This is a genomic window from Aquirhabdus parva (assembly GCF_003351745.1).
Lineage (GTDB): Bacteria > Pseudomonadota > Gammaproteobacteria > Pseudomonadales > Moraxellaceae > Aquirhabdus > Aquirhabdus parva.
Window position 1 is genome coordinate 2,773,364 of the sequence record NZ_CP031222.1, and the last position, 22,907, is coordinate 2,796,270.

Below are 22,907 nucleotides of genomic sequence, written 5' to 3' on the forward strand. Positions count from 1 at the left end.
AGAATGAAATTCATTTGTTTTTTGTACAAAATATGATAATGATGAGACATGATTCACACCAATCAGATAATTAGGATCCTCTATGGCGCGTTTACAAACGGCACTCTCTCTCTTGATCGCCAGTACAGCACTGCCTGCTTTTGCAGCCACACCCAAAGCAACACCGCAAAAGGCACCCAGTCTGGTTGAGATTCCATCCGCACCAGAAAACAATCCATCGCCAGCTACACCGCAGGCCTGTACGAGCATCGATGCCGATGCTGCGCGGCTTGCCTGCTATGATGTTGCATTAGGTCGGCAAGTCAATGTGCCCACCGCAACCCAAAATGATAATAAAGCGAAAGCCATTACCGTCACGCAGACTAAAGACGTCCCACTCTCGACTGCAATCAACCCTTTTGATGCAGCCAACCAAAGTACCACTCCGATTACACCCACGACATCGCTACTCGATCGACGTTGGGAGCTTTCTCCAGAATCAAAATTGGGGACATTTACACTACGCGCGCATAAGCCATTATATATTTTACCTATTTTCTACAACAACAACCCCAACACCACGCCATCAAGTCCTAACCCACTTAATACCGTGACTAAGCCATTGAATATCGACGATGCTGAATCAAAATTTCAATTCAGCTTAAAAACTAAAGCTCTAGAAAATATCTTTGGTAACAATGGTGACTTATGGCTCGGCTATACCCAGACATCCCGTTGGCAAGTCTACAACGCTGAGGATTCACGACCATTTCGTGAAACCAATTATGAGCCTGAAGCCAGTTTAATCTTCCGTACCAATTACAACTTTTTGGGCCTTGATGGCAGGTTACTCGGGCTTACCTTAGACCATCAATCCAATGGCCGTGCATTACCTCTCTCTCGCAGTTGGAATCGGGCGATCCTAAATATTGGACTTGAGCGCGGAGACTGGGTCGTTATGCTACGTCCTTGGTATCGTATACCCGAAAGCAAAGCTGATGACGATAATCCAGATATCAGCAACTACCTCGGCCGCGGTGACCTACAGATCACTCGGAAGTGGAATAACCAAGAATTCTCCTTAATGCTGCGTCATAGCCTCAAAACTGGTGATAAGTCACACGGCGCAGCACAACTCGACTGGACATTCCCGCTCCAAGGTAATCTACGCGGGTTTGTTCAGGTGTTTAATGGTTACGGTGAAAGCCTGATCGACTACAATCATCAATCTACTTACGTTGGGCTCGGCGTCTCTTTGCTGAACTGGTACTAGCCGCGAGATTACCCCAAAGCCCCCTCAGGCTCTCATCTGGAGGGGGTTCTATACAAAATGGACCACACAGTCAAAAAGAAATATTTTTTCTTTATACTATTTTTAGATTTTTAATGCTGATGCCTTGCTTATTGATCATTGTTGCCCTACAATCTCGCCACGCACTTTTCACGTTCATGCCTGAACTTTTCCACTGACCAGTCAGTTTAGTCACGCCGCCTTAAAACAGCCAAAACTAAGCGACTAAATTAAGCGTCCACATTCAAGAGAATGTAACCAACGCCCAAGTCGATAGCCTTATCGACAATCTTCAGGCCACGTCCAAAAGCATTTGTGTGTTTTTGTGTATAAGCCCTGCATCGTCTTTTTCAGGAAGCCTCTATTGAATTGATTCATTTTGAATCATTTGATCTGATTTGGCTTTGTTTAAAGAATTTAGGTCATCTATTTGATATGTCTCGTATGTGATGCTTTTGCTTTTTATTTTAGAGCAAGCAACCATGGCGAGCGAAAGTCAAACTACCGATGTGCCCACATTCAAAACGATACGAGACTCGTCAGACTTTATAACCGACGATATAAACGGTTTTATAAAGTAATACGTTGGTCCTTATCCCTGCTCGCGCCGATGCGCTATTTTGATTTTTTTTAATTGGAGTGTCCGAGAAACGGACAAAACCCCATGAGCATGACTTTTTCTGATTTTGAGCTAGCCCCTAGCCTACAACAAGCACTGACCGATCTTGAATATACCGCACCGACTGATGTTCAGTTGCAAGCGATCCCTGCAGCACTCGCAGGTAAAGACCTTCTCGTATCAAGCCAAACTGGTAGCGGTAAAACTGCTGCATTCTTGCTGCCAACGTTAAACGCTCTGGCGATGCAAGACCAACCATCCCTGAATGCACGTTTGAAAAACATGCCTTCACCGAACATTCTCGTACTCTGCCCAACCCGCGAACTTGCACAGCAAGTTAGTCAAGATGCAATCAAACTGGTTCGCCATGTACGCGGTGTACGCATTGCAACCGTTATGGGCGGCATGCCTTTCGGTAAGCAAATTGCACAGTTGAAAGGCGCGCAAGTTCTCATCGCTACACCAGGTCGTCTGCTTGACCTCGTAAACCGTCGTCAACTCGCACTGAACGAAGTCGATGCGTTGATCGTCGATGAAGCTGACCGTATGTTGGATCTGGGCTTCTCTGAAGACCTAGAAGCCATCGGTGACTTGGCTGCAAACCGTAAACAAACACTGATGTTCTCTGCAACATTCGCAGATCGCATCATCCATCTTGCAAAACGCATGATGAAAGCTGACCCAACACGCATCGCGATTGAAACAGGTCACTCAACCAATCTAGACGTCACCCAAACACTGCATTGGACTGATGGTTTTGAACACAAGAAAAAATTGCTGTCCCATTGGTTGAATGATGAAACCATGGATCAAGCCGTTGTGTTTGCAAGCACTCAAGAAGATACCGACATGTTGGCTGAAGAGCTGGCAATGGCGGGTCATCAAGTGGTTGCACTGCATGGTGCGATGCCACAAGCCGTACGTATGCGCCGTATCCGCAGCCTACGTGAAGGTAAAGTTCGCGTTCTGGTTGCAACCGATGTTGCGGCACGTGGTCTTGACGTTCCTGCGATCAGCCATGTAATCAACTTTGGCTTGCCAATGAAAAACGAAGACTACGTACACCGTATTGGCCGTACTGGACGTGCAGGTCGTAGTGGTCAAGCGATCACCTTGGCGACTCATCGTGAACGCAGCAAGATTCGTGCGCTTGAAGACTACTTACAAGCCAAAATCAACGTAACCGAAATCGCTGGCCTTGAGCCAAGCCCACCACCTGCAGGCAGCGATCGTCGCGGCCGTGACGGTGGTCGCGGTGGTTTTGGTGGCGGCCGCAACAGCGGTGGTTATGGCCGTGATGGCGGTGGTCGCAGTAGCGGTTATAGCCGTGATGGCGGCAGCCGTGATTCTGGTGGCTATCGCGGTAACCGTGATGGCGCAGCAGCACCGCGCGACTTCGGTAACAGCGAAGGTGGTCGTGGCTTTAGCCGTGACTCTGCGCCACGTGATTCAGCACCACGTGATTTCAATTCTCCACGTCCAGAACGTGATGGCCAACGCTTCAACAGCGACCGTCCACGTGGTAATGATGAAAACCGTGGCAATCGTTTTGACTCACGTCCAGCCGGTGATCGTCCACGTCCAGCGGGTGACCGCCCGTATCCATCACGTGATGGCGGTGCTCCGCGTAGCGCAGGTTTCAGCCGTGATGGTGGCGATCGTGCACCGCGTGGCGACTTCAACCGTGATTCAGGCGCAGGTCGTGGCTTTAGCCGTGATGGCGCTGCACCACGTCCGTTCAGCAGCCCGCGTGCGGGTGGCAACGAACGTAGCTTCAACTCAGAAGTAGGTGGTCGTAACGAAGGTCGTGTCGTTGGAGAACGTAACTTCAACCGTGAAGGCGCAGCCAACACTGCACCAGCGCGTCCACGTCGCGAATTCCAAGCTGGCAGCCGTGATGACCGTTTTGAACGTCAAGAACGCCGCTTTGGTGGAGACTCTGCTCCGCGCACTGACTTCCGCAAAAAACGCGAAGACTAATTTTATCTAAAAGATGAAATCAATGATCCCTCTGCATGTTGAAGCATGCAGGGGGATTTTTTATGGCTTAGTATCGGATAACGTAGATTGTTTTAATACTTAAAAAAGATACGGCAAGCTAACCTTCGCCCAAACCGTTTGTCCTTCAGGGCGATTACGTGCATCAAATTCTTTCTCCCAGCGCAATTCTGCCGACGCGTATTTTAAGAAAGTGAGATGCACGGCTGGGCCAATGGCAAAGGCTTGACCTCGATTTCCATTCGATACTGGCATACCCATCACGTCTGTGACGGCTTCACCATACTGCTTATCATCGGTCGTCTGCTTGAAGTAGTAGCCATTGACACCGAGGTGCAGGTTATCTGCCACTTTGTACGTCAGCGAATAATCAAAGTGAAAGATTTGCCCTGAGCGGTAATCGGTGTCTTTGTTTTTTTGATTAAAGCTGTACGAGAGTTTGGTAGAGACCTCGACGTTGTCATTGGGCTGCCAAGTAATTGGAAATACTGGCTTATAGGTATAGAAGTTATTGCTGGTATTGGCCAGACGCGTGGCATCATATTTTCCGGTTGGAACCGTGACTTCAAGTCCAGTACCCACAGTCAGATTTTTGCCAAAGCCCCACAAAATGATAGGCGCAAATTGAATATCACCAAGCCCATCACGACTGTCCTTATTCACTCCCCCGACAAAATCTGGAAATGAAACCGTTACTTTGGTGAATGGGACGGCAAGATACCCAGCGAGTCGACCGCCGCCGGGCAGCGTAATACCACTGAGATAATCAACACGAGGAATGATGCTGTTTGAATTGACCTTAAAGTCTGGGATATCTCCGCCTAGGATCGCCGAATTAAACTTCGTGGCGGAATAATGGTTGTAATACAGATCAAACACGAAAAGATTATCCGGTAAGCTGGCAAGATCCAGAGGGGCAACAAACATACCATCACTACCCGCGCCGACATTGTCAACCCCTGTTTCTGTGGCCAATGCCGAATGGCTAAAACACACAGCGACTGCCCCTGCTAAAGCGAGCTTGATAAACGAGATTCGATTTTCCATTTTCGATGACACCTCATGCATGATTGACTCAGCGCTCCATATCGATGGAACCCATTGGACAGAACTTTTCCTACCCCGCTCTTTTTTGCCTCCACTCCAACATTCAATAATTGATATAGAATTAATTTAAATTTTACTTAGACCATGTATTAATACTTCGTTACAGTCGCTGACTGGACGCTCCCACGATTACGCCGCCAGACCAGCAATAACGCCACCACCATCACTCCCGCAAACCCAATACTGACCAATGGAACACTTGCTGCGTTGTCATTTGTGACACTGAACGAAGCAATCAATGGCCCAAAGGCACAACCCAGCAACTGTGACGCTGGTACAAGCATGGCAACGCGCCCTGCTGGATCAGCAGCCATGGCTAGCCGAATTTGGAACGGCATAAAAAATTGCCAGACAAAGCCAAATCCTAAACACAACATGGCAAAAATCAGTGTATTGCCCGTAGGTAATACATAAATCACCAGCGCGATTGCGCCAATGAGAACAGCACCCACGCTCATCGTGATTAGCAATGGCAATTTTCTAACCAGCAGAATGGCAACGGCGCTGCCTATGATTTGTAAAAGTAGCACCCAAGCGATCAGCGTTTGCACACCGATAGCACCGAAACCCACGGCACGTCCCAGTGGATCCATATAAGCCCATAGCGCCCCTATCGCACTCAGAAATGCAAAGGGAACCGCCAATACAAACACTGTCATACCGGATGCAACTGGAGGTGTCGTTTCATCTACGAGCGTAGTGAGCTGTGTCGGAATAAACGGTAATAACAAAAGAGAGAGCAGCGCCAATATGGCAAGTGCAACAAAACCTGATTGCCAGCCACCCGAGGGCATGACATAGCGAGCCAAGAACAGTGTCACCAGCGCCTGCAAGAAGGTTTGCACCATCAGAAATAGCCCTGCCATCTGATCGGGATGTGCGGTACGGACAATCATACTGGTGGTTAACCACAGCATCGCACCTTCGATCAGTCCCGCGAACATACGCAGGATCGTAAAGGCAGTATCACCGCTGCCCCTCACCATGATCACATTGATGACGGCTAACAAGATAATCGTTACACACGCTATCCAGCGTAAACGATGTATAGAGAAGAATTTTTCCGCAAGAATGACACCGATACCAATCGCGAAAATCTCACCCATGGCGACAATCCCGACTCCCTCCATAGTGATTTGATGTTCTGCAACCAACTCACCCAGTAGTACAGGCTGCAAACCCAGTATCAGTAGCGCCAGAGAGCCCAGCATCAGTGCTGCGGCTTTCTCAAAGCGGCTGAACTGGAAAGGGGGTTTCGTCGTCATGCACATCATCCTGATGCTTAAGAAAGTGATAGATTGATCTTTAACCTTTGCATACCATCACGACTGATCTCATTTGCCGCGACGGATCATGCTCTTTGTATAAAAATGCACGCAAGTCCTTGCACAATCTCGGGTTGTAATCTTGAAAACCCGCCATAGAATGGGATAAGTCGGAGCGACGACAAATACCTATATTGTTCTGTTGTTGCTCATTCACCACTTGCACACAAATATAGTCATCACTATAATATAGTGATGACTATATTATAGCCAATGCAATTACGCAAGCCTCATTGGAAATATTTTTTATGGCCACTTCTCGCCCAAAAAAAACGGAATTGCTGGAACTGGAACCCAAGATGCAGCCCGCCCAAACGCGTGCGACTCAGACCTATGAACGGATTCTAGAAGCAGCAGCAGAAACACTGGCTGAGGTGGGCTTTGAACGGTTATCGACCAATCTGGTCTGCCAGCGGGCAGAACTCACGCCGCCAGCGCTTTATCGCTATTTCCCGAATAAATATGCGCTGTTGCATGAACTGTCACGTCGACTCATGGAGCGGCAAAATGCAATCATCCCGAAGTGGCTGACGCCAGAAGTGTTTACTGGTGGGCTCAAATCTTTAGAAGCCGCCCTACTCGGATTGCAGCTCGAAACTTATGAAATTACCCGTGAGACGACGGGAGGCATGTGGATTATTCGTGCCATGCGTGCCGTACCGATGCTGCAAGAAGTGCGTTTAGCTTCAGATCTGGAAGTATCAACCTATAATGTTGAACTCTTGCGTGAAGCATTGCCGCATATTGCCCCCGCCCAATTACTATTGATCAGCAGAGTTGCGATCGAGATGGCCTACTCCCCGATGGAAATGCTGTTCGATGATCCAGCACTGGAGCCCAAAGCTGTTATGTCAATCGTGGCCTCTGCTTTGGCGGCCTATTTCATCCGACTTGGTGCGGCTGAGTAATGTTGCTGTTTTAAATCAACGTCATGACTTAGATAAAAGTATGCCATGGCGTAAAACCTATACCATCATAAAGCCACACTTGCTCGAATTGACTGATGATGGATTCACTCTGCGTGGGTTGTAGAAAAACAAAATCGTCGACTTGAATTTGCGCAGATTTCGGGACATTCACCAAATCCTGATTACTGCTGCGTCCAAACAAGCGATTGGCATGTGCGCCTTGAGGATAAACATAGTCGGCCATCCACTTCCCTCCATAGATAAACAAAGCATCTTGAAAGGAAGGTAAACGGTCCAGTAAAGTCAGCCCGGGAATTTGCGTGGATGGCAGCTTCTTCAATACTGGCGCGGCAATCCACAGCGCAGACTGGAAACCATCGAGGCTTGGGATATCAAAGTCTTTAGGCTTGAGCAACATCGAGCCAAAGGACAGATCGTTACACACACTGTGTTCTGTATGCAGACTAAAGGTTGGGCTACCCGAGCCATTGAAACAAAGATTCTGATGGTAAAGCTTGGGAAAATCTTGCTGTATCGCATCAATATAATGCTGATAGTGCTGCTGTGACTCCGCATAGCCCTGTGCAATGGATTGAATAAAAGACGGAATCTTGGAAACATGGGCGTCATACCCCATCAAACCCGACAAGGCTAGATGCTCAGGATGTGCTTGAATCAAGGCCAAAAGCGCTTTAAATGGTGCAATATCTTTAATACCACCCCGATGCAGTCCGACATCAATCTCGATATTGATCTCAAGCTTTAGATTTTGTGCTTGAGCCAACGCCAGATATTGCTGCAATCGTTCCATAGTATCGACAAGCCACTGAATGCGTACGGTATCTAAAGCTTGATGCTGAGCATAGAATGCTTGTACGGCTTTGATGGGCATCGGTTTGCCAAGCAGGATATCGGATTCTGGGAATAGATGAATGACTTTGCGAATATGGGGCAGATGAAAAATCATAAACCGCTGACAGTCTAATGCCTGCGAAATGTATTGTAATAACTCCATTGCACACAGTGATTTAACAACAATTCTGGATTGCAACATCGCTGGCAACATACGCTGGACTCGAGCCAGATTGGCATCAAGACGCGCTTGATCGATGATCAGCGTCGGCAGTGCAAAATTGGCTCGCTTTAACGCGGCATTCAAGCACTTAAAATAGTCAGACATAATACTCGACATCCCTTTTCAGTATTGATCAGCCAACTACACTATAAGTCAGCCACGCTCCATCCATTACTCAATAAACAACTGACTCAAATGAGGATTCAACCACTTCCGGGTCGGATCAAGCGTCTCTCTGATCGCCATAAAATCATCCCAGCGCGGGTATAGTGGTTTGAGTTCGCGGCAACCTAAGGTATGTAGTTTGCCCCAATGCGGACGTCCTTGATATTTCCAAAAGATGGGCTCAATCAGCTTAAAAATTTCTCGGCAATCCTGCTTGTGATATTGATGGATCGATATCGATGCTGAATCTTGCTGATAAAAAGGACTCAGCCAAATGTCATCACCTTTGACATAGCGATATTCGATCGGGAAAAATACTGGCGCTTTGTGCTTCTTGAGCATTGAGACGACTTCGGTTAAACATGCCAGACCCTGTGCCGCCGGAATTTGATATTCCATTTCATTGAAGCGCGTTTCTCTGACAGCTGGGAATATATTTGATGACCAGTCCACACGTGTGGTGGGTTTGATAAACACACCCAGCATTTTCTGGATACTGTGTCCAAGACTTGGTAACGTCCGTGTCAGTTCGCAGCATGCGGTTAATAATGTATCTTCAGAGGGCCACGCCTTAGGCAGCGTTTGAATCTCATCAGTGGTGGGATCTAGAGTTTTCAACATGGCGGCAGAGCCATGGGCGAAGACAAAACATTCAATATGGCGATGCTCAGTTTTCCATTGATCCATATTGTCTAAAATGTCTTGTAGAGGCATCAGCTTGACTTGTTCTTTTAAACGATAACTAGGCACGTTCTGCATGGTGATCTGACTAAGCACCCCAAAACAACCCAGTGCAACACGCCCGGCTGTGAAAATCTCACTGTTCTGTGTTCGGTCACACTCCAGTAACTCCCCATCGGCAGACACCAATTGAAATCCTTCCACCAACCCTGACAAACAGGTCAGGGTTTGACCTGTACCATGTGTGCCTGTTGCAACCGCTCCTGCAAGGCTTTGCTCATCAATATCCCCTTGGTTGGCAAGCCCTTGATTAATTCCCGCCAACAACGGTCCCAGATTTTTGAGCCGTGTTCCCGCATGAATCGTACTTTGCATGAGATTTTGGTCATGACGCACTAGACCTGATAATCCATCCAGAGAAATCAGCGTATCGTCAGTAGACACTAAAGGTGTGAATGAATGCCCTGCCCCAACGACACGACATTTGCTTGATTGGCGAATAACTTGGCTAAGTGCTGCTAAATCATGCGGCATCGCATAGTGCTGGGGATTGGATTGTTGTAAGCCTGACCAATTCTTCCAGTGATTAGCGGTGTTTGCTAGCGTGTGAGTACGGTTTGTCATGGCGCGGGCAATTCCATTTTGGGCATCAAATGTGTTCTTTTGCTTATAAATCATGACAGAGTAGCGCAACTTCGTATGAAGACAAGGCCTCCTCGTTGTCACAACAACAGGGAATGCCTCTGCTCTAAGTTAGCTCTCTATACAACTTACAACAAAACGATAGTCATGACTATATTATAGTCGTGACCACTCTGCAAGCATTCTCGACAAAATCTTTCAGACAAGCTTTCTGACTACCAAGTTGCACTTTAGACATACACACTTGGGTTTAGAAAAGGATGGCCATCACTTATTCTTATCAATTTTCGTATGGTTTACATTCAGCAAAAGATAATCGAGTCATGTCAGAAAAAAATAATGACGTGGTGTTGATCGATAACCATAAATTAATGGATTAAAAATGAAGAGAATTACGGCTTAATCCGTCATACAATTTGTTTTTAAATTAAAAAAACTATGTTATTGTTTGTATCTAAACAATGCACGGAAAAGCAATGTCATGCCTTATATTTTTGTATTCCTCGTAGCAATTAATGCTGCGTATTTGGGCTACCAGTTATTACAAGAGAACCAACCGACGCTACTGCAACCCATAACTGCAGTGACTCATCAGGATTTTCCGGTGACATTAGAGTTGGTTTCGGAAAAACCTCTCTTTCCAGAGCGAAGTCACTCTTAATAAGATTGATGGCATGGGGAATTCAGCAACGATATTAGAAATATGAATATCAGTACGATAAATTATCGAACTATACCAAATGGCTTAAATAACCCACGACATGCATTTGAGAAATTACCAACAAAATATGAATCTTAGTCCACAATTCACACAAAGCTTGTACATACAGAACAAGCAACTCTCTCTCAAATGTAAGCAATTTTGTGCTACATTGCACAATACGCATTTTATAATTTTGGCTTCTGCTGCATGACGACACCTTCTGCACCATCACCGTCGATGACCAACTCTACTCTCCCCTCATCAGCAACCAACTTGGTTGAAGCCCGAGCGCTTTCTTTCAGTTGGGGCGAGCGTGTGATCTATGATCGTCTGAATTTAGTGATTCGTCGCGGTCAAGTCACTGGCATCATGGGGCCATCAGGAACCGGTAAAACTACTCTGCTTAAGCTTATTGGCGGACAACTGATCGCTGATTCAGGACAACTGCTACTGAATGGTCGCAGTGTTGCCGAGATGAACCGTACCGAACTGTTTGCCGCACGTGCTCGCATGGGCATGCTGTTTCAAAGTGGCGCATTGTTTACCGACATGAGTGTCTTTGAAAACGTTGCATTTCCACTGCGAGCCCATACAAATCTCTCTGAAAATCTGATCCGAGAATTAGTCGGATTAAAGTTAGAAGCTGTGGGTTTACGCGGCACTGAAGATTTGATGCCTGCGGAGCTCTCCGGCGGGATGAATCGCCGTGTGGCGCTGGCACGCGCCATTGCGCTCGATCCCGAATTGATCATGTATGACGAACCGTTTGCGGGGCAAGACCCGATTGTGATGGGTGTTTTAGTACGCTTGATTCGTTCACTGCGTGATGCGTTGGGTCTGACCACTGTGATTGTTTCCCACGATGTAACTGAGACCCTGTCTATTTCTGACTATGTCTATGTAGTTGCCGATGGCAAAGTCATGGGCGAAGGCACACCAGAACAACTTCGCCAATCCGACTCACCGTTCGTACAGCAATTCTTAAAAGGTGAAGCAGACGGTCCGGTTAAATTCCAGTACAGCCAGCTCCCCTATTTAGGCAATACCAGCAACAACATCCAGCAAGATGCTGTATCTGTTAATAAAGGCAAGGACAACGCATGAAGGTTTGGATTATGTTGTCATTATCGTCGACGAGAGAGCATCAGCAATGAAATGGATACAGTTACTGGGTCGTGATGTCATCGATCGCATTACTGGCATCGGCGCGGCTGGTGTATTGCTCGCACGTTCAGCATTTGGCATTCCAAAATGGTCGGGTATCGGCTTGTTTGGGCAACAAATGTACCGTGTCGGGGTGATGTCGCTCCTCATTATTTTAGTTTCAGGTTTATTTATTGGTTTAGTCCTAGGTTTACAAGGCTTTACGATTCTTTCTAAATACGGAAGCTCACAAGCACTTGGAACCATGGTTGCACTGACCTTAGTCCGTGAACTGGGCCCCGTGATCACTGCATTGTTGTTTGCGGGTCGTGCAGGTTCGGCACTCACCGCAGAAATTGGTTTGATGAAAGCCACGGAACAGCTCGCCAGCATGGAAATGATTGGCGTTGATCCGCTCAAGCGCATTGTGGCACCGCGCCTCTGGGCTGGGCTGATCAGCATGCCGATGCTGGCTATTGTGTTTTCTGCTGTCGGTATCTTGGGCGGTAAACTGGTCGGTGTGGACTGGTTAGGTGTAGACGAAGGGTCGTTCTGGAACAGCATGCAAGTCAATGTTAATTTTACCAATGACGTCATTAATGGCGTCATTAAAAGTGTGGTCTTTGGTGTCGTATGTACGTGGATAGCCGTCTATCAAGGCTATGCTGCCACACCGACATCGGAAGGTATTTCTACAGCAACGACAAACACCGTTGTGTATTCATCATTGTGTGTTTTAGGTCTTGATTTTATTCTGACTGCGGTCATGTTCGGAGGGTTGTCATGAGAACTCGTGGTGCAGAGTTTGGGGTCGGGATTTTTATTATTTTAACGATCGCCGCGATATTTTTTCTGGCGCTACGCGTCAGTGGTTTACTGAGTGAAATCGATAAAGGTGGCTATACAGTAACAGCACACTTTCAGAACATAGGTGGGCTTACCCCGCGTGCTAAAGTAACATTAAGTGGTGTGGTGATCGGACGTGTGACCAATATCGCTCTAGATCCAAAACGATTAGATGCGGTGGTCACCATGCAGATCAATAACAGCATGAAAGAAATCAGCACCGATTCCACCGCCAGTATTCTGACTGAAGGTTTGATTGGTGGACAATATATCGGAATTTCAGTGGGTGCCGATGACACGATGCTCAAAGAGGGTAGTGAAATCGAACAAACTCAAAGTGCACTGGTTCTGGAGGACTTAATCAGTAAGTTCTTATTCAGTAAAGCAACCGAGCCGACACCTGGTGCAACAGGCGCTGCTTCAGCACCTGCTGCGACTGCTAAAGCTGCCACGAGCGATGCATTCTAAGATTGAGGTTATGGCTTGACGTGCTCATGACGTGAGCCATGTCCTAACTTCCTAAAGGGTCAATCTGCAATTTTATTCGTAATATGTTTGGAGTTTTTTGAATGAAACGTATACTTTTTCCAGCGGTGACTGCACTGACACTGTCCAGCTTGTTCTCAATATCGACTGCATTTGCAGCCGTTGAACCTGCGCCCGTATTTGTCAAAAGAATTTCCGATGCGCTGATCACACGGCTCGTTAATGAACGCGGTTCGTATAAGAAGAACCCAGCGGTTCTCAACGACATCGTACAGCAAAATATTGAGCCCTATATCGATTTTGATGGTTTCTCACGTGGTGTCATGGGCCCATTTTATCGCCAAGCAACGCCACAACAACGTACTGCTTTTGCGCAAACCTTTAAACAAAGTCTGATCCGTACCTATTCTAAAGGTTTGGCGTCTTACGACAACGAAAGCTACACCATCCGCCCATTCGTTGAAGGCAAAGACCCGAGCAAAGCAGTTGTGAATATGGACTTTAAAACCGATACTGGCACCATCGTTCCTGTTGCTTATCAGTTGATCCAAAGCGGAGACTCATGGAAACTGCGTAACTTACAGTTGAATGGTATTGATATTGGCTTGACCTTCCGCAATCAATTTGCGACTGCAGTACAGACCAATAAAAATAACTTGGATCTGGCGATCAAGAACTTTATCCCTTCCGCCAATGCGTCTGGACAGTGAGTTTAGACCTTGAGTAATACTCAAATCGCACCAGAATCGGTTGATCGTACCCCTGCAAGCGTCACGTTTGCAGGGGATACACTGATCATTGATGGTTCAGTCCACTTCGGCAATGCCAATAGCATCTATGAACAAGGCGTCAGCGCTTTAAAAGGTTTAAAAACCGAGATGATTACTTTTGATTTGGCAGGGCTCAGTCAGAGTCATACGGTACTACTGGCCGTGATTGTGCAGTGGATCCGCCGCTTAAATGCGGGACAGCGTCTACATTTGGTCAATGTCCCTGCAAAAATGCAATCGATCATTCAAACCTCCCGCTTACAGGAAATTCTCTAAGCGGGTGTTTCGCTCAAATATTTATAAAAAGTCACTCCCACCCCTCTTGCAATTTGATCACTATAGTTGTTTCTTGACTAATCACGTTTATTGATCTGCGTCCATAATCTGAATGTATGAAACAACTCAAAACCAAATGAGAACGGTTTTCTGATGGCACTTGATGCAACTCGATGCCATTGACCTGTTTTCCTTTTAAGATCATTAGGTATCTGTCGCAATAAACAAAGCATCATGTACGTAAATCGCAATATAAACTTAATCTGTTCTTTTACTTTAAATGGTAAACACCGCCCAATTCGATGTAGTCCATGCACAATATATAAGTCTTTATTCATACTGAGATAACCATTTAATAGACGCTTTTGTAGATTCGCCGTGGACTGGAATGACAATCCTTTCGATTCATAATCAAGCGTTTGAGTTTTTCTAGCATGCAATAACGATTTTAAGTTTGCCGTCAAAGAAAAATGACTGCGCGACCACTGTTTGAGTGCGTGCTGATGATGGGGTATGCAGGGAATCTCACACAATTCATGCACGATCTGCTGTGCCGTGCGTTGTCTGGATTGGCGCCCACTAAAATTATAGTACAAGGCCTGCGCCACATTGTTCATGGATAACCAACCCGGTCCGCCGAAATGATCATAACAGTACACCGGAAGTCCAAGAACCAAGGCATATTGAACCGTCTTACCTATACTCACGATCGCATCATACTTCGCCAGTAATGCTGGTGTGACTGGCTTCATATGGTCAGGTAATCCTATATGATCGACCACAATATCATGATGCTTTTGTAAGATCTGCATGGCTTCCGCAAGCTCAGGGCATAAATGGTTGGTGACGATGGCAATATTTTTTTTCGTCGACACGAGTCTGACCGGTGCTTCAAAGTTTAAGAACTCATCGGGTGCGGCATTCGGAAAGACCTGACTCATACGCACATACTCGGGCACATTTTCCGCTAGCCAATCCTGATTCTCTTGCGAGTTCACCAATAACTGATGACCCGGCAACAAACTCATCGGCGGACACTCTAAGGACTCGGTAGGACCTAGAGAGGTATAAAAGGCTTGTGCGGCATGAATCTGTTTGTCTTGAAAAACGTAAGCATAGGTCGGCCAATGCTGAATCCACACCAAATCATAGGTCGATGACTCTGGTAGATCCATCAGCAGTTTGATATCGATATCCAGACTCCGCGCCAAGGCCTGTAGCTTACCTCCAAATTTGAATGCATAGAGATCTACGCTAAAGCCCATGTGTGAAAAAGCCTGATACAACTCCAATGCATAGAGTTCGGAGCCCGCCAGATCAAAGAGCCTAGAGGTGGCTATCAGCGCTCTTTTCGGCTTAAATCCGATGCCCTTGAGATCAAATGCATCTGCCACACAAACGATGTTATAGCTAGGCTTATTGGGAAATTTAAACGGCGCTGGATATGACCACTGGTGTAGTGCAATCCGTGCTGATTCAATAAATGCTCGATTGCTTGCACTGCTGGTATTGCTCAGCTTGGAGACAAAATTTGAGCGCACAAAATTCATATGGTGCATGGCGATTTGATCAGTATCAAAACGCTTAAACCGCCCAGTTGCATGGATTAATCGACGTGTCGGATCGACATGCTCTACAGGAAAACGAGATTGCCTCTCAAAGATCAGCCCCTCATCAATCTTGGCAATAAAGCAGACATTAGTCGTGTCCGGCGTTGCAGAGCGATAGATCGGCTGATGGAGATAAAAATAAGAAGACACACAGCTATAGCAGATTTCCTCATCTTCAATCTGCTGCTTGGCTGCCAGAAACTGATCAGGCATATAGAACTCATCCGCATCCATCAGCAGGAAGTGACTGGCCTGCTTGGCAATCGCCACATCCAAACCGATACGACGCTTACGGAATTCATTTTCAGCAGCACGTAGAGTCAGATCAGGCTCATAGCAAACCAAATCATCAACCAGTCCCGTCTGCTGCAGACGGTTAAGTACTGCCATTGCATTTGCTGAGATCCCCTGCCCCCAATTCGATTGGCACTGGTAAACAATCGATAAATGCTCAACCAAAGGACGCATATGAAGCACTGCATGCCAGAGCAGCTCCTCACCGTTGAAGAAATTAATGCTGGCGGAGAGTCTCATGATTCTGACTCCGCCAAGGCATGCTGCAGATACTGGGCGATGATGGTTTGCGGATCGCCATCCGCCACCAAGCGACCATGATCCAGCCAAATCACTCGTGTGGACAGCTCAGCGAGCAGTGCCATATCATGCGAAACAAAAACCATGATACTGGCACTATCGATAAACGACTGCATGCGGATGCGGGCTTTACGGATGAAGTCGTCATCAGCGCCAGCAAACAACTCATCCAAAATCAATATATCTGGCCTGATCGCGGTGGCTATGGCAAAGGCCAAACGCATATACATGCCCGTAGAATAATATTTCACAGGCGTATCGATAAAAGGCTCAAGTTCCGCAAAATCGATGATGTCCTGCTCGACACTTTTAAGAGTCTTGATACTGCAACCCAGTATGGCGCCATTCAGATAAATATTCTGGCGGCCGCTCAGTTCGGGGCTAAAGCCAGCGCCAATTTCAAGCAGCGGCGCGACTTTACCTTGAACATCAATGCGACCTGTGGTGGGCTCATAGATGCGGCAAAGGGTTTTCAAAAGCGTGCTCTTGCCTGCGCCGTTATGCCCAACGATCCCGACTCGCTCACCATGACCGATCTTGACACTCAAATGATCCAAGGCATGAAACTCGGTAAGCTTTTGATAGCTATTCTTTTTGAATAGACTTGAGAACACCTCTTTCATTGAGGTGCTCTTTTGCCGAAAGAGCTGGAAATTAAGCGATACATCCTGCACATGAATATGCGAAGGGATAGCTTTGGAAGAAGTGCTTGCTGAGGTCATGGCGCTACAACCTAAAAATGATTTTGCGATCGTTGGCTTTGAAGATCCAAATCCCCAAAAGCAATGAAGTCAGAGCAAGAACGCTACACATCCCCATGGAATGCCAGCTCGGCAATACGCCATTGGAAATCGGCTGCCTAAACACATCTAGAAAGTAATACATGGGATTGAGTTGAAAAAAGACACGATATTGCTCAGGAATCTGCGTAATCGGATAAATAATCGGCGTCATAAAATACAAGGCTTGCAGCAGCGCCGTGATGATGTTTTGCATATCCCGCACAAACACCGTGATAATCGACAGCATCAATCCCAGCCCAAAACTAAAGATGGCCAGTAGCAAGAACGACACGGGCAAAAACAGCAAACTCAGCGTCATCGGCGCACCAAGCGCCATAGCAATCAGAAACAAACACACCGTGCTGAGCAACGAGTCGATGAGTAGACCGATTGCAGTCGATGCCACAAACAACTGCTTAGGCAGATAAATTTTTTTGATAATGCTTTCTTTAGCAATCAGCACCCATGCACACTGACTTAGGGTGGTGGAAAATAAGGTCCAAGGAATCACCCCAGCAAACAAATACACGGCAAAATTCTTGACCGGCATATGCATGACCGTAGAAAAAACGATGGCCAACACCGCCATATTTAACAGCGGATTGATCAGCGTCCACAGAAAGCCTAATGCGGTTCGGTGGTAACGCAATGTCAGTTGCAAGCGCACCAATTGAACCAACACCACACGGTAATCATAAAGACCACCAAAGAACCATTTCATCAACTCGATTACTCATGAAGTCAGATTTAAAGACTTGTTTATTTATTCATATCAAAGATAAAATTTTCATAAACTTAGATGAATTAATAGGCAAGCTTAAACCGCATTCTTTGAGGAAATATGGGGCAAATATGAAGTAAAAAAGGAGATGTGGGCGTTTGTGTGAGTGCGATCTAGAAGATCATTTAAGAAAATGACTTGCCTATTTTACCTTCGACTAACCGCTTTGCTGCGATGAGTTTCAATGATGGGTAAAGAAAAAAAAGAGAATGCATCTGCATTCTCTTTTTTCAGGCGTTACAACCAACCACGTCTACGGAAATAGACCAGTGGCACGAGGAAGAATAATAGTACGATACCCATGGTAATGATAAAACCATAGTGACTATTGGGGCTGACAAAGGGCAAACCGTTGACGTTCATCCCAAAAACCCCCGTAACCAAAACGGGCGGCGCCAGCATACTAGAAATCACCGAGAAGCGTTTGATGATGTCACTTTGTTCAGTGTTAATAAACCCGGATGTGGTGTCGAGTAAGAAGCGGACCTTTTGAAATAAGAAGGCGTTGTGCTCAACCAGTGAGCGCACATCTTCATTGAGCTCGCGTACATCCACATCATACTCATGACTGCCTAAGGCACGTGGACGACTTAAGAAATTCAGCACGCGGCGCAAGTCGATCAGACAAAGTTGCGCTTTTCCAAGGACGTCATCCTGCTGCGCAAGACGGGTAACCATGTCATCCAGATCCAGATGATATTCACGGTGATGATTATTGAGGACTTCGGTGGTGCCTTGTTCCAGGTCTTTGTGCACATCTTCTAAGATGTCCGCCAATTCATCCAGCTTCGCTTCGAGCAGCCCCAAGAGAATCCATACTGGGTCTTTGTAGTTCAGGTCATAGTCGTTGCGATGTGCGCGGGCGCGAAAGGCTCTGAACGACAACAGCTTGTGACCACGCAGGGTAAATAAGCGATCCTTGTGCAGAATAAACGCAACGGTATGGGCTGAGGCGAGGATATTACTGGATAGCTCGCCCTCACCATCGGCAGTTGAATTTCTATTCTTACTGAGGAAATAGGTACTGATGTGCAACACGCCATCGTCATCGCGATAGTAGCGTGCAGATGCCGAAATATCTTCAAGCGATTTTAAGGTTGGAATATTCTGTTCATAGGCTTCAGTCACCCATTGCTGCTCTTCTTGCGAAGGCGCAATCAGGTCAACCCAGACCAGATCTGGTGCGAGATCAAATCCACCGCGTAACGTGACTTCTCGTAGACTGCCCTGCTCGGTGGCTTGAAAGGCTTCCAGCATAGCGTCTCCTCCCGCCATCTTGCGGAGTTGATGGGCTTGTTTTAAATGCTCGGCAAGCATCTCCCTATGAAGTTGTCTATTCTAATGATAGCGCCTGATAAAAGGCAGTATTTAACGTAAATTTTCACACTCTTTTCGCGCTTACCTGAAGAGAACTGCGTATTTTTTCGCCATGTTTTCTTATTTTGTTTGACGGCTGGCGATCACCATCGCTTCAACCTGCTGCACACCATGCTGTTTGAGAAATTGTGTGAGGCTAAGCAGCGTACTTCCCGTCGTCAATACGTCATCGATCAGGGCCACGCGTGCTGGCAATGGCTGACCACCTCTGCCCTCAAGGCCAAATACGTTGGCAACATTTTGCAGGCGTTCGCTGCGGCTAAGTCCCTTTTGCCGTAAGCCATCCAGACGCGTGATACCCGCCCATACCGGAATTTTCCACGTTTGTGCCAGCCGCTTGGCCAGTTCATGACTTTGATTAAAACCCCGCTCACGCAACCGCGTATCAGACAATGGAACCGCAAGCAGCGCATCCACATCCGGTCGTTGTAACTGGGTCAGCCCAAACTGCAATACTGCCATGAGATCCAGACGATCCTGATACTTATACAGATGAATCAACCGATCCATCGGCCATGCATAGTCAAAAGCAATCTGCACCGCCAAATCTTGCACCCAGCGCGTGTCTCTGCGCCAAGGTAAATCCCGATGACAACCGTCACAGATGGGCTGTTTAGACGCGGCAGAACTCACCTGACAGAGCAAGCAAGGCTGACATAGCTGAAAAGATCCCAGAGCAGAATGAGTCATGGCTAGACACGCGCATAGCGCGGTGCGGTCGGTAGCCAGCGGTTCATCAACGCGTCACAGGCCTCAGGTTGTGCTTTAAGCATCTGTGCGGCAACCTGTTGCGCCCGCGGCAATAGATAATCATCGCGCTGCAATTGTACCAAACGAAAACCTAATAGCCCTGTTTGGCGCGTACCCAAAATCTCGCCCGGCCCGCGCAGTTCTAAATCTTTCTCAGCTATCACGAAACCATCGGTACTATTGCGTAAGGTCGATAGACGCTCCACCCCCGTGTCAGAAAGGGGGGCTTTATACATCAGTACGCAAAAACTAGCCGTGGCGCCGCGACCCACTCGTCCGCGTAACTGATGCAATTGGGATAGACCTAAGCGCTCGGCATTCTCAATGATCATGAGTGAGGCATTGGGTACATCCACCCCCACCTCAATCACGGTCGTTGCAATCAGCAAGTGCAGTTCATTGGCTTTGAACTGTTGCATGACCGCCTGCTTTTCTTCGGACTTCATCCGGCCATGCACAAGTCCAATACGCAGATGCGGCAATCGGCTCGACAATTCGGCATAGGTATCTTCTGCCGCTTTCGCATCGAGAGTCTCAGACTCTTCAACCAAGGTACAGACCCAATACGCTTGCTTGCCTTGTGCACAGTTGGCGGATACTCGTGCAATGACTTCTTCACGACGTTCAAAGGGTACTGCCACGGTGGTAATTGATGTCCGCCCAGGTGGGAGCTTATCGATGATCGATGTATCCAAATCCCCATATACACTCATAGTCAGTGTACGAGGAATTGGGGTTGCGGTCATCACCAGTTGGTGCGGACTCATGCCCGCCATACCCTTCTCCCGCAGTGCCAGTCGCTGATCCACTCCAAAGCGATGCTGTTCATCGATGATAACCATCGCCAAATGGGCAAATTGCACACTGTCTTGAAATAGCGCATGGGTACCGATCACCAGCCCCGCTTCACCAGTACTGACCGATAACTCAGCTGCAGCCCGTGCCTTTCCCTTCTGCTTGCCCGCTAGCCATGCCACTTGAACCCCAAGCGGCTCAAACCAGTTTTTAAAATTGATGAAATGCTGTTCTGCCAAGATCTCAGTAGGTGCCATGAGCGCGACTTGCCATCCTGCCTCTAGTACGTGACACGCGGCGAGTGCCGCGACCAAGGTCTTTCCCGATCCCACATCGCCCTGCACCAAACGCAACATGGCATGCGCTTGCTGTAGATCACGCCCGATCTCCTGCCCAACCCGCTGCTGTGCCTGTGTCGGCTTAAACGGTAAACGAGCCAATAATTGCGGAGCGAGAGTCTGGCTCATCGGCACCACAGGTGCCTTTTTTAATTGCAAGTAATAACGCCGACTGAGCAAACTCGCCTGATGCGCGACCAACTCTTCAAAGATCAAACGAATCTGCGCAGGATGGCGATAAGATAACAGTGCGCTGACATCAGCATCACTGGCAGGCTGATGCACCTCGCGCAGCGCCTGACGCAAGCTATAGGGTTGCGGCAGTACTGTTGACGGTAGTAACTCTTGCAGATCGGTAGGAAATTTCTTGAGGACTTGATCGACCAGCATGCGTAACTTCGCCTGACTCAAACCTTCGGTGGTCGGGTAAATAGCGGTCAGACGTGAAGGTGGCAGCGCAGCCCCAGCACTCACCATCTGGATATCGGGATGCGACATTTCAAGGCCACGTCCCCCCATGCGCACCTCGCCAAAGGCGCGCAGTGTACGACCCGTTTGGAACTTATCTTTCATTCCGGGATACATTTGAAAGAAACGCAGGGTGATACGCCCGCTACCATCGCTCAGATGCACGAGCAGTGATGTCCGTCCACTATGACGTGAATTTGTAGAGGGATGCTCCGTTGACTGCACAACCGCTTCGATTAATGCGCTTTGCCCAGGACGAAGTTCAGGAATCGGAACGATACGGCTGCGGTCTTCATAACCTCGCGGCAAATGAAACAACAAATCGCTGGCCTTATAAATACTCAACTTTGCCAGCAACTGAGCAAGCTGCTCTCCTACACCAGTCAGCGTTCGTATCGAATCATTCATAAAAGAGGTCAACAACATACCAGAGAAAAAAGTTTATGCAGCGCTATGCCTATACTGTAAAACATTTATGTTCCATGTAGCCTCAATTAAATCATAAAAAAAGGAAGCTCATGGCTTCCTTTTTTAAACAAGCGGCAATTAAGACGCTGTTTTAGCCGCTTCAGTTGGAGCAGGAGCTGTTGCAGCAGCACTGCTTGCAGCAGCACTCGCATCCGCAGCAGCATCAGCTGCAGGCACAGCTGCAGTCGCAGCATCAGTCGCAGCTTGCGCAGCTTGTGCAGCACTATCTGCGGTGGCAGCAGCGGAATCTTGCGCTTTTTGTTCTTCATGTTTTTGACAACCCACAACAGCAAGTGTCGATGCAATTGCAGCAGCGATGGCGATGTTTTTCAATTGAATTGGCATAGCAGTGTCTCTCACAGATTTAAAAAGGGCAAACAAAACGATAGCACATCCTGTGACAATCACACACCATCCTTGTAATACAACGCCTCGCTATTTGATCAATCACACTCATGAATATGAATAGACATCCTGTTCAGGAGATGAACTCAAATCGCAGGCACAAAAAAAGGAAGCCGAAGCTTCCCTTTTTTCAACACTATACAAAGGATCGATTAAGATGCAGTTGTAGTAGTAGTTGTAGTAGTTTCAGAAGCTGGTGCAGTTGCAGTTGCTTCAGAAGCTGGTGCTACAGTAGAAGCTGGTGCAGAAGCTTCAGTTACAGCTGGAGCAGACGCTTCAGTTGTAGTTGTAGTTGTTGTTTCTTCAGCTTTCTTTTGGCAACCAACGATAGCTACAGAAGCAGCAATAGCAGCAGCGATTGCGATTTTTTTGAGTTGCATAGCATCACTCTCACAGATAAAAAAAGGGGGATTTAAAAACCAACTGTTAATCTGCACTTTTTTTGCTATTAATACCTACAATATCAAACCGTAGGCGCAAGAGCTCTCAGGACAGACTAAATGGTGATATGATCTTAGCATTGGT

At 47.3% G+C, this 22,907-nt stretch carries 21 protein-coding genes; 9 read left to right on the plus strand and 12 right to left on the minus strand.

The window, feature by feature from the left end:
* Positions 1-82 precede the first annotated feature (82 nt).
* Together HYN46_RS12480 and HYN46_RS12485 are read left to right on the plus strand one after the other, a co-directional pair.
* Positions 83-1,252: a phospholipase A gene (locus tag HYN46_RS12480; protein ID WP_114899686.1), complete on the plus strand. Its 1,170-nt coding sequence runs from the start codon at positions 83-85 to the stop codon at positions 1,250-1,252.
* A gap of 682 nt (positions 1,253-1,934) precedes the next feature.
* Positions 1,935-3,869, plus strand: a complete 1,935-nt coding sequence (locus tag HYN46_RS12485; RefSeq protein WP_114899687.1) for a DEAD/DEAH box helicase — start codon at positions 1,935-1,937, stop codon at positions 3,867-3,869.
* A 99-nt stretch (positions 3,870-3,968) separates the two neighbouring features.
* Here the strand turns inward: HYN46_RS12485 and HYN46_RS12490 are convergent, their stop codons facing one another.
* Both HYN46_RS12490 and HYN46_RS12495 read right to left on the minus strand, forming a co-directional pair.
* A complete protein-coding gene (locus HYN46_RS12490; RefSeq protein WP_114900754.1) occupies positions 3,969-4,934 on the minus strand; it encodes a SphA family protein in 966 nt (321 codons plus the stop codon).
* 149 nt (positions 4,935-5,083) lie between these two features.
* Positions 5,084-6,259 (minus strand): MFS transporter, encoded by a 1,176-nt coding sequence (locus HYN46_RS12495; RefSeq protein WP_114899688.1) that lies wholly within the window; start codon positions 6,257-6,259, stop codon positions 5,084-5,086.
* A 308-nt stretch (positions 6,260-6,567) separates the two neighbouring features.
* On the opposite strand from HYN46_RS12495, the gene HYN46_RS12500 reads away from it, so the two are divergent.
* On the plus strand, positions 6,568-7,227 hold the full coding sequence (locus tag HYN46_RS12500) for a TetR/AcrR family transcriptional regulator (protein ID WP_114899689.1): 660 nt from the start codon (positions 6,568-6,570) through the stop codon (positions 7,225-7,227).
* A 28-nt stretch (positions 7,228-7,255) separates the two neighbouring features.
* On the opposite strand, the gene HYN46_RS12505 is transcribed toward HYN46_RS12500, so the two are convergent.
* Complete coding sequence (locus tag HYN46_RS12505; RefSeq protein ID WP_114900755.1) at positions 7,256-8,410, minus strand: alanine racemase; 1,155 nt, start codon at positions 8,408-8,410, stop codon at positions 7,256-7,258.
* Between the two features lie 63 nt (positions 8,411-8,473).
* Complete coding sequence (locus HYN46_RS12510; RefSeq protein WP_114900756.1) at positions 8,474-9,772, minus strand: D-arabinono-1,4-lactone oxidase; 1,299 nt, start codon at positions 9,770-9,772, stop codon at positions 8,474-8,476.
* A 499-nt stretch (positions 9,773-10,271) separates the two neighbouring features.
* On the opposite strand from HYN46_RS12510, the gene HYN46_RS17300 reads away from it, so the two are divergent.
* The 6 genes from HYN46_RS17300 to HYN46_RS12535 all read left to right on the plus strand — a co-directional run bounded on the left by HYN46_RS17300 (position 10,272) and on the right by HYN46_RS12535 (position 14,014).
* The gene (locus HYN46_RS17300; protein WP_162818190.1) at positions 10,272-10,451 is read left to right on the plus strand and encodes a hypothetical protein; all 180 of its coding nucleotides are present in this window, start codon (positions 10,272-10,274) and stop codon (positions 10,449-10,451) included.
* A gap of 279 nt (positions 10,452-10,730) precedes the next feature.
* Positions 10,731-11,597, plus strand: a complete 867-nt coding sequence (locus HYN46_RS12515) for an ABC transporter ATP-binding protein (protein WP_114900757.1) — start codon at positions 10,731-10,733, stop codon at positions 11,595-11,597.
* A gap of 46 nt (positions 11,598-11,643) precedes the next feature.
* Positions 11,644-12,423, plus strand: coding sequence for a lipid asymmetry maintenance ABC transporter permease subunit MlaE (gene mlaE / locus HYN46_RS12520; RefSeq protein WP_114899690.1), 780 nt, complete (start codon positions 11,644-11,646; stop codon positions 12,421-12,423).
* Positions 12,420-12,950 carry an outer membrane lipid asymmetry maintenance protein MlaD gene (mlaD, locus tag HYN46_RS12525; RefSeq protein ID WP_114899691.1) on the plus strand — a complete coding sequence of 177 codons (531 nt, stop codon included), beginning with the start codon at positions 12,420-12,422 and terminating at the stop codon, positions 12,948-12,950. The genes mlaE and mlaD overlap by 4 nt, the downstream gene beginning before the upstream one ends.
* A gap of 101 nt (positions 12,951-13,051) precedes the next feature.
* Positions 13,052-13,678 carry an MlaC/ttg2D family ABC transporter substrate-binding protein gene (locus HYN46_RS12530; protein ID WP_114899692.1) on the plus strand — a complete coding sequence of 209 codons (627 nt, stop codon included), beginning with the start codon at positions 13,052-13,054 and terminating at the stop codon, positions 13,676-13,678.
* Between the two features lie 9 nt (positions 13,679-13,687).
* Entirely contained in the window at positions 13,688-14,014 is a 327-nt protein-coding gene (locus HYN46_RS12535; protein WP_114899693.1) for an STAS domain-containing protein, read from the plus strand.
* A 77-nt stretch (positions 14,015-14,091) separates the two neighbouring features.
* On the opposite strand, the gene HYN46_RS12540 is transcribed toward HYN46_RS12535, so the two are convergent.
* The 8 genes from HYN46_RS12540 to HYN46_RS12575 form a co-directional block, all read right to left on the minus strand.
* Complete coding sequence (locus HYN46_RS12540) at positions 14,092-16,158, minus strand: glycosyltransferase family protein (RefSeq protein WP_114899694.1); 2,067 nt, start codon at positions 16,156-16,158, stop codon at positions 14,092-14,094.
* Positions 16,155-16,940: an ABC transporter ATP-binding protein gene (locus HYN46_RS12545; RefSeq protein WP_114899695.1), complete on the minus strand. Its 786-nt coding sequence runs from the start codon at positions 16,938-16,940 to the stop codon at positions 16,155-16,157. Before HYN46_RS12545 ends, HYN46_RS12540 begins: the two co-directional genes overlap by 4 nt.
* Before the next feature lie 4 nt (positions 16,941-16,944).
* A complete protein-coding gene (locus HYN46_RS12550) occupies positions 16,945-17,721 on the minus strand; it encodes an ABC transporter permease (protein WP_114899696.1) in 777 nt (258 codons plus the stop codon).
* Between the two features lie 297 nt (positions 17,722-18,018).
* On the minus strand, positions 18,019-19,038 hold the full coding sequence (locus HYN46_RS12555) for a CorA family divalent cation transporter (RefSeq protein WP_114900758.1): 1,020 nt from the start codon (positions 19,036-19,038) through the stop codon (positions 18,019-18,021).
* A 180-nt stretch (positions 19,039-19,218) separates the two neighbouring features.
* Positions 19,219-19,848 carry a ComF family protein gene (locus HYN46_RS12560; RefSeq protein ID WP_114899697.1) on the minus strand — a complete coding sequence of 210 codons (630 nt, stop codon included), beginning with the start codon at positions 19,846-19,848 and terminating at the stop codon, positions 19,219-19,221.
* Between the two features lie 2 nt (positions 19,849-19,850).
* Positions 19,851-21,917 carry an ATP-dependent DNA helicase RecG gene (recG, locus tag HYN46_RS12565; protein WP_114900759.1) on the minus strand — a complete coding sequence of 689 codons (2,067 nt, stop codon included), beginning with the start codon at positions 21,915-21,917 and terminating at the stop codon, positions 19,851-19,853.
* Between the two features lie 138 nt (positions 21,918-22,055).
* Positions 22,056-22,316 carry a hypothetical protein gene (locus HYN46_RS12570; protein ID WP_114900760.1) on the minus strand — a complete coding sequence of 87 codons (261 nt, stop codon included), beginning with the start codon at positions 22,314-22,316 and terminating at the stop codon, positions 22,056-22,058.
* A gap of 218 nt (positions 22,317-22,534) precedes the next feature.
* Positions 22,535-22,762 (minus strand): hypothetical protein, encoded by a 228-nt coding sequence (locus tag HYN46_RS12575; RefSeq protein WP_114899698.1) that lies wholly within the window; start codon positions 22,760-22,762, stop codon positions 22,535-22,537.
* Positions 22,763-22,907 lie beyond the last annotated feature (145 nt).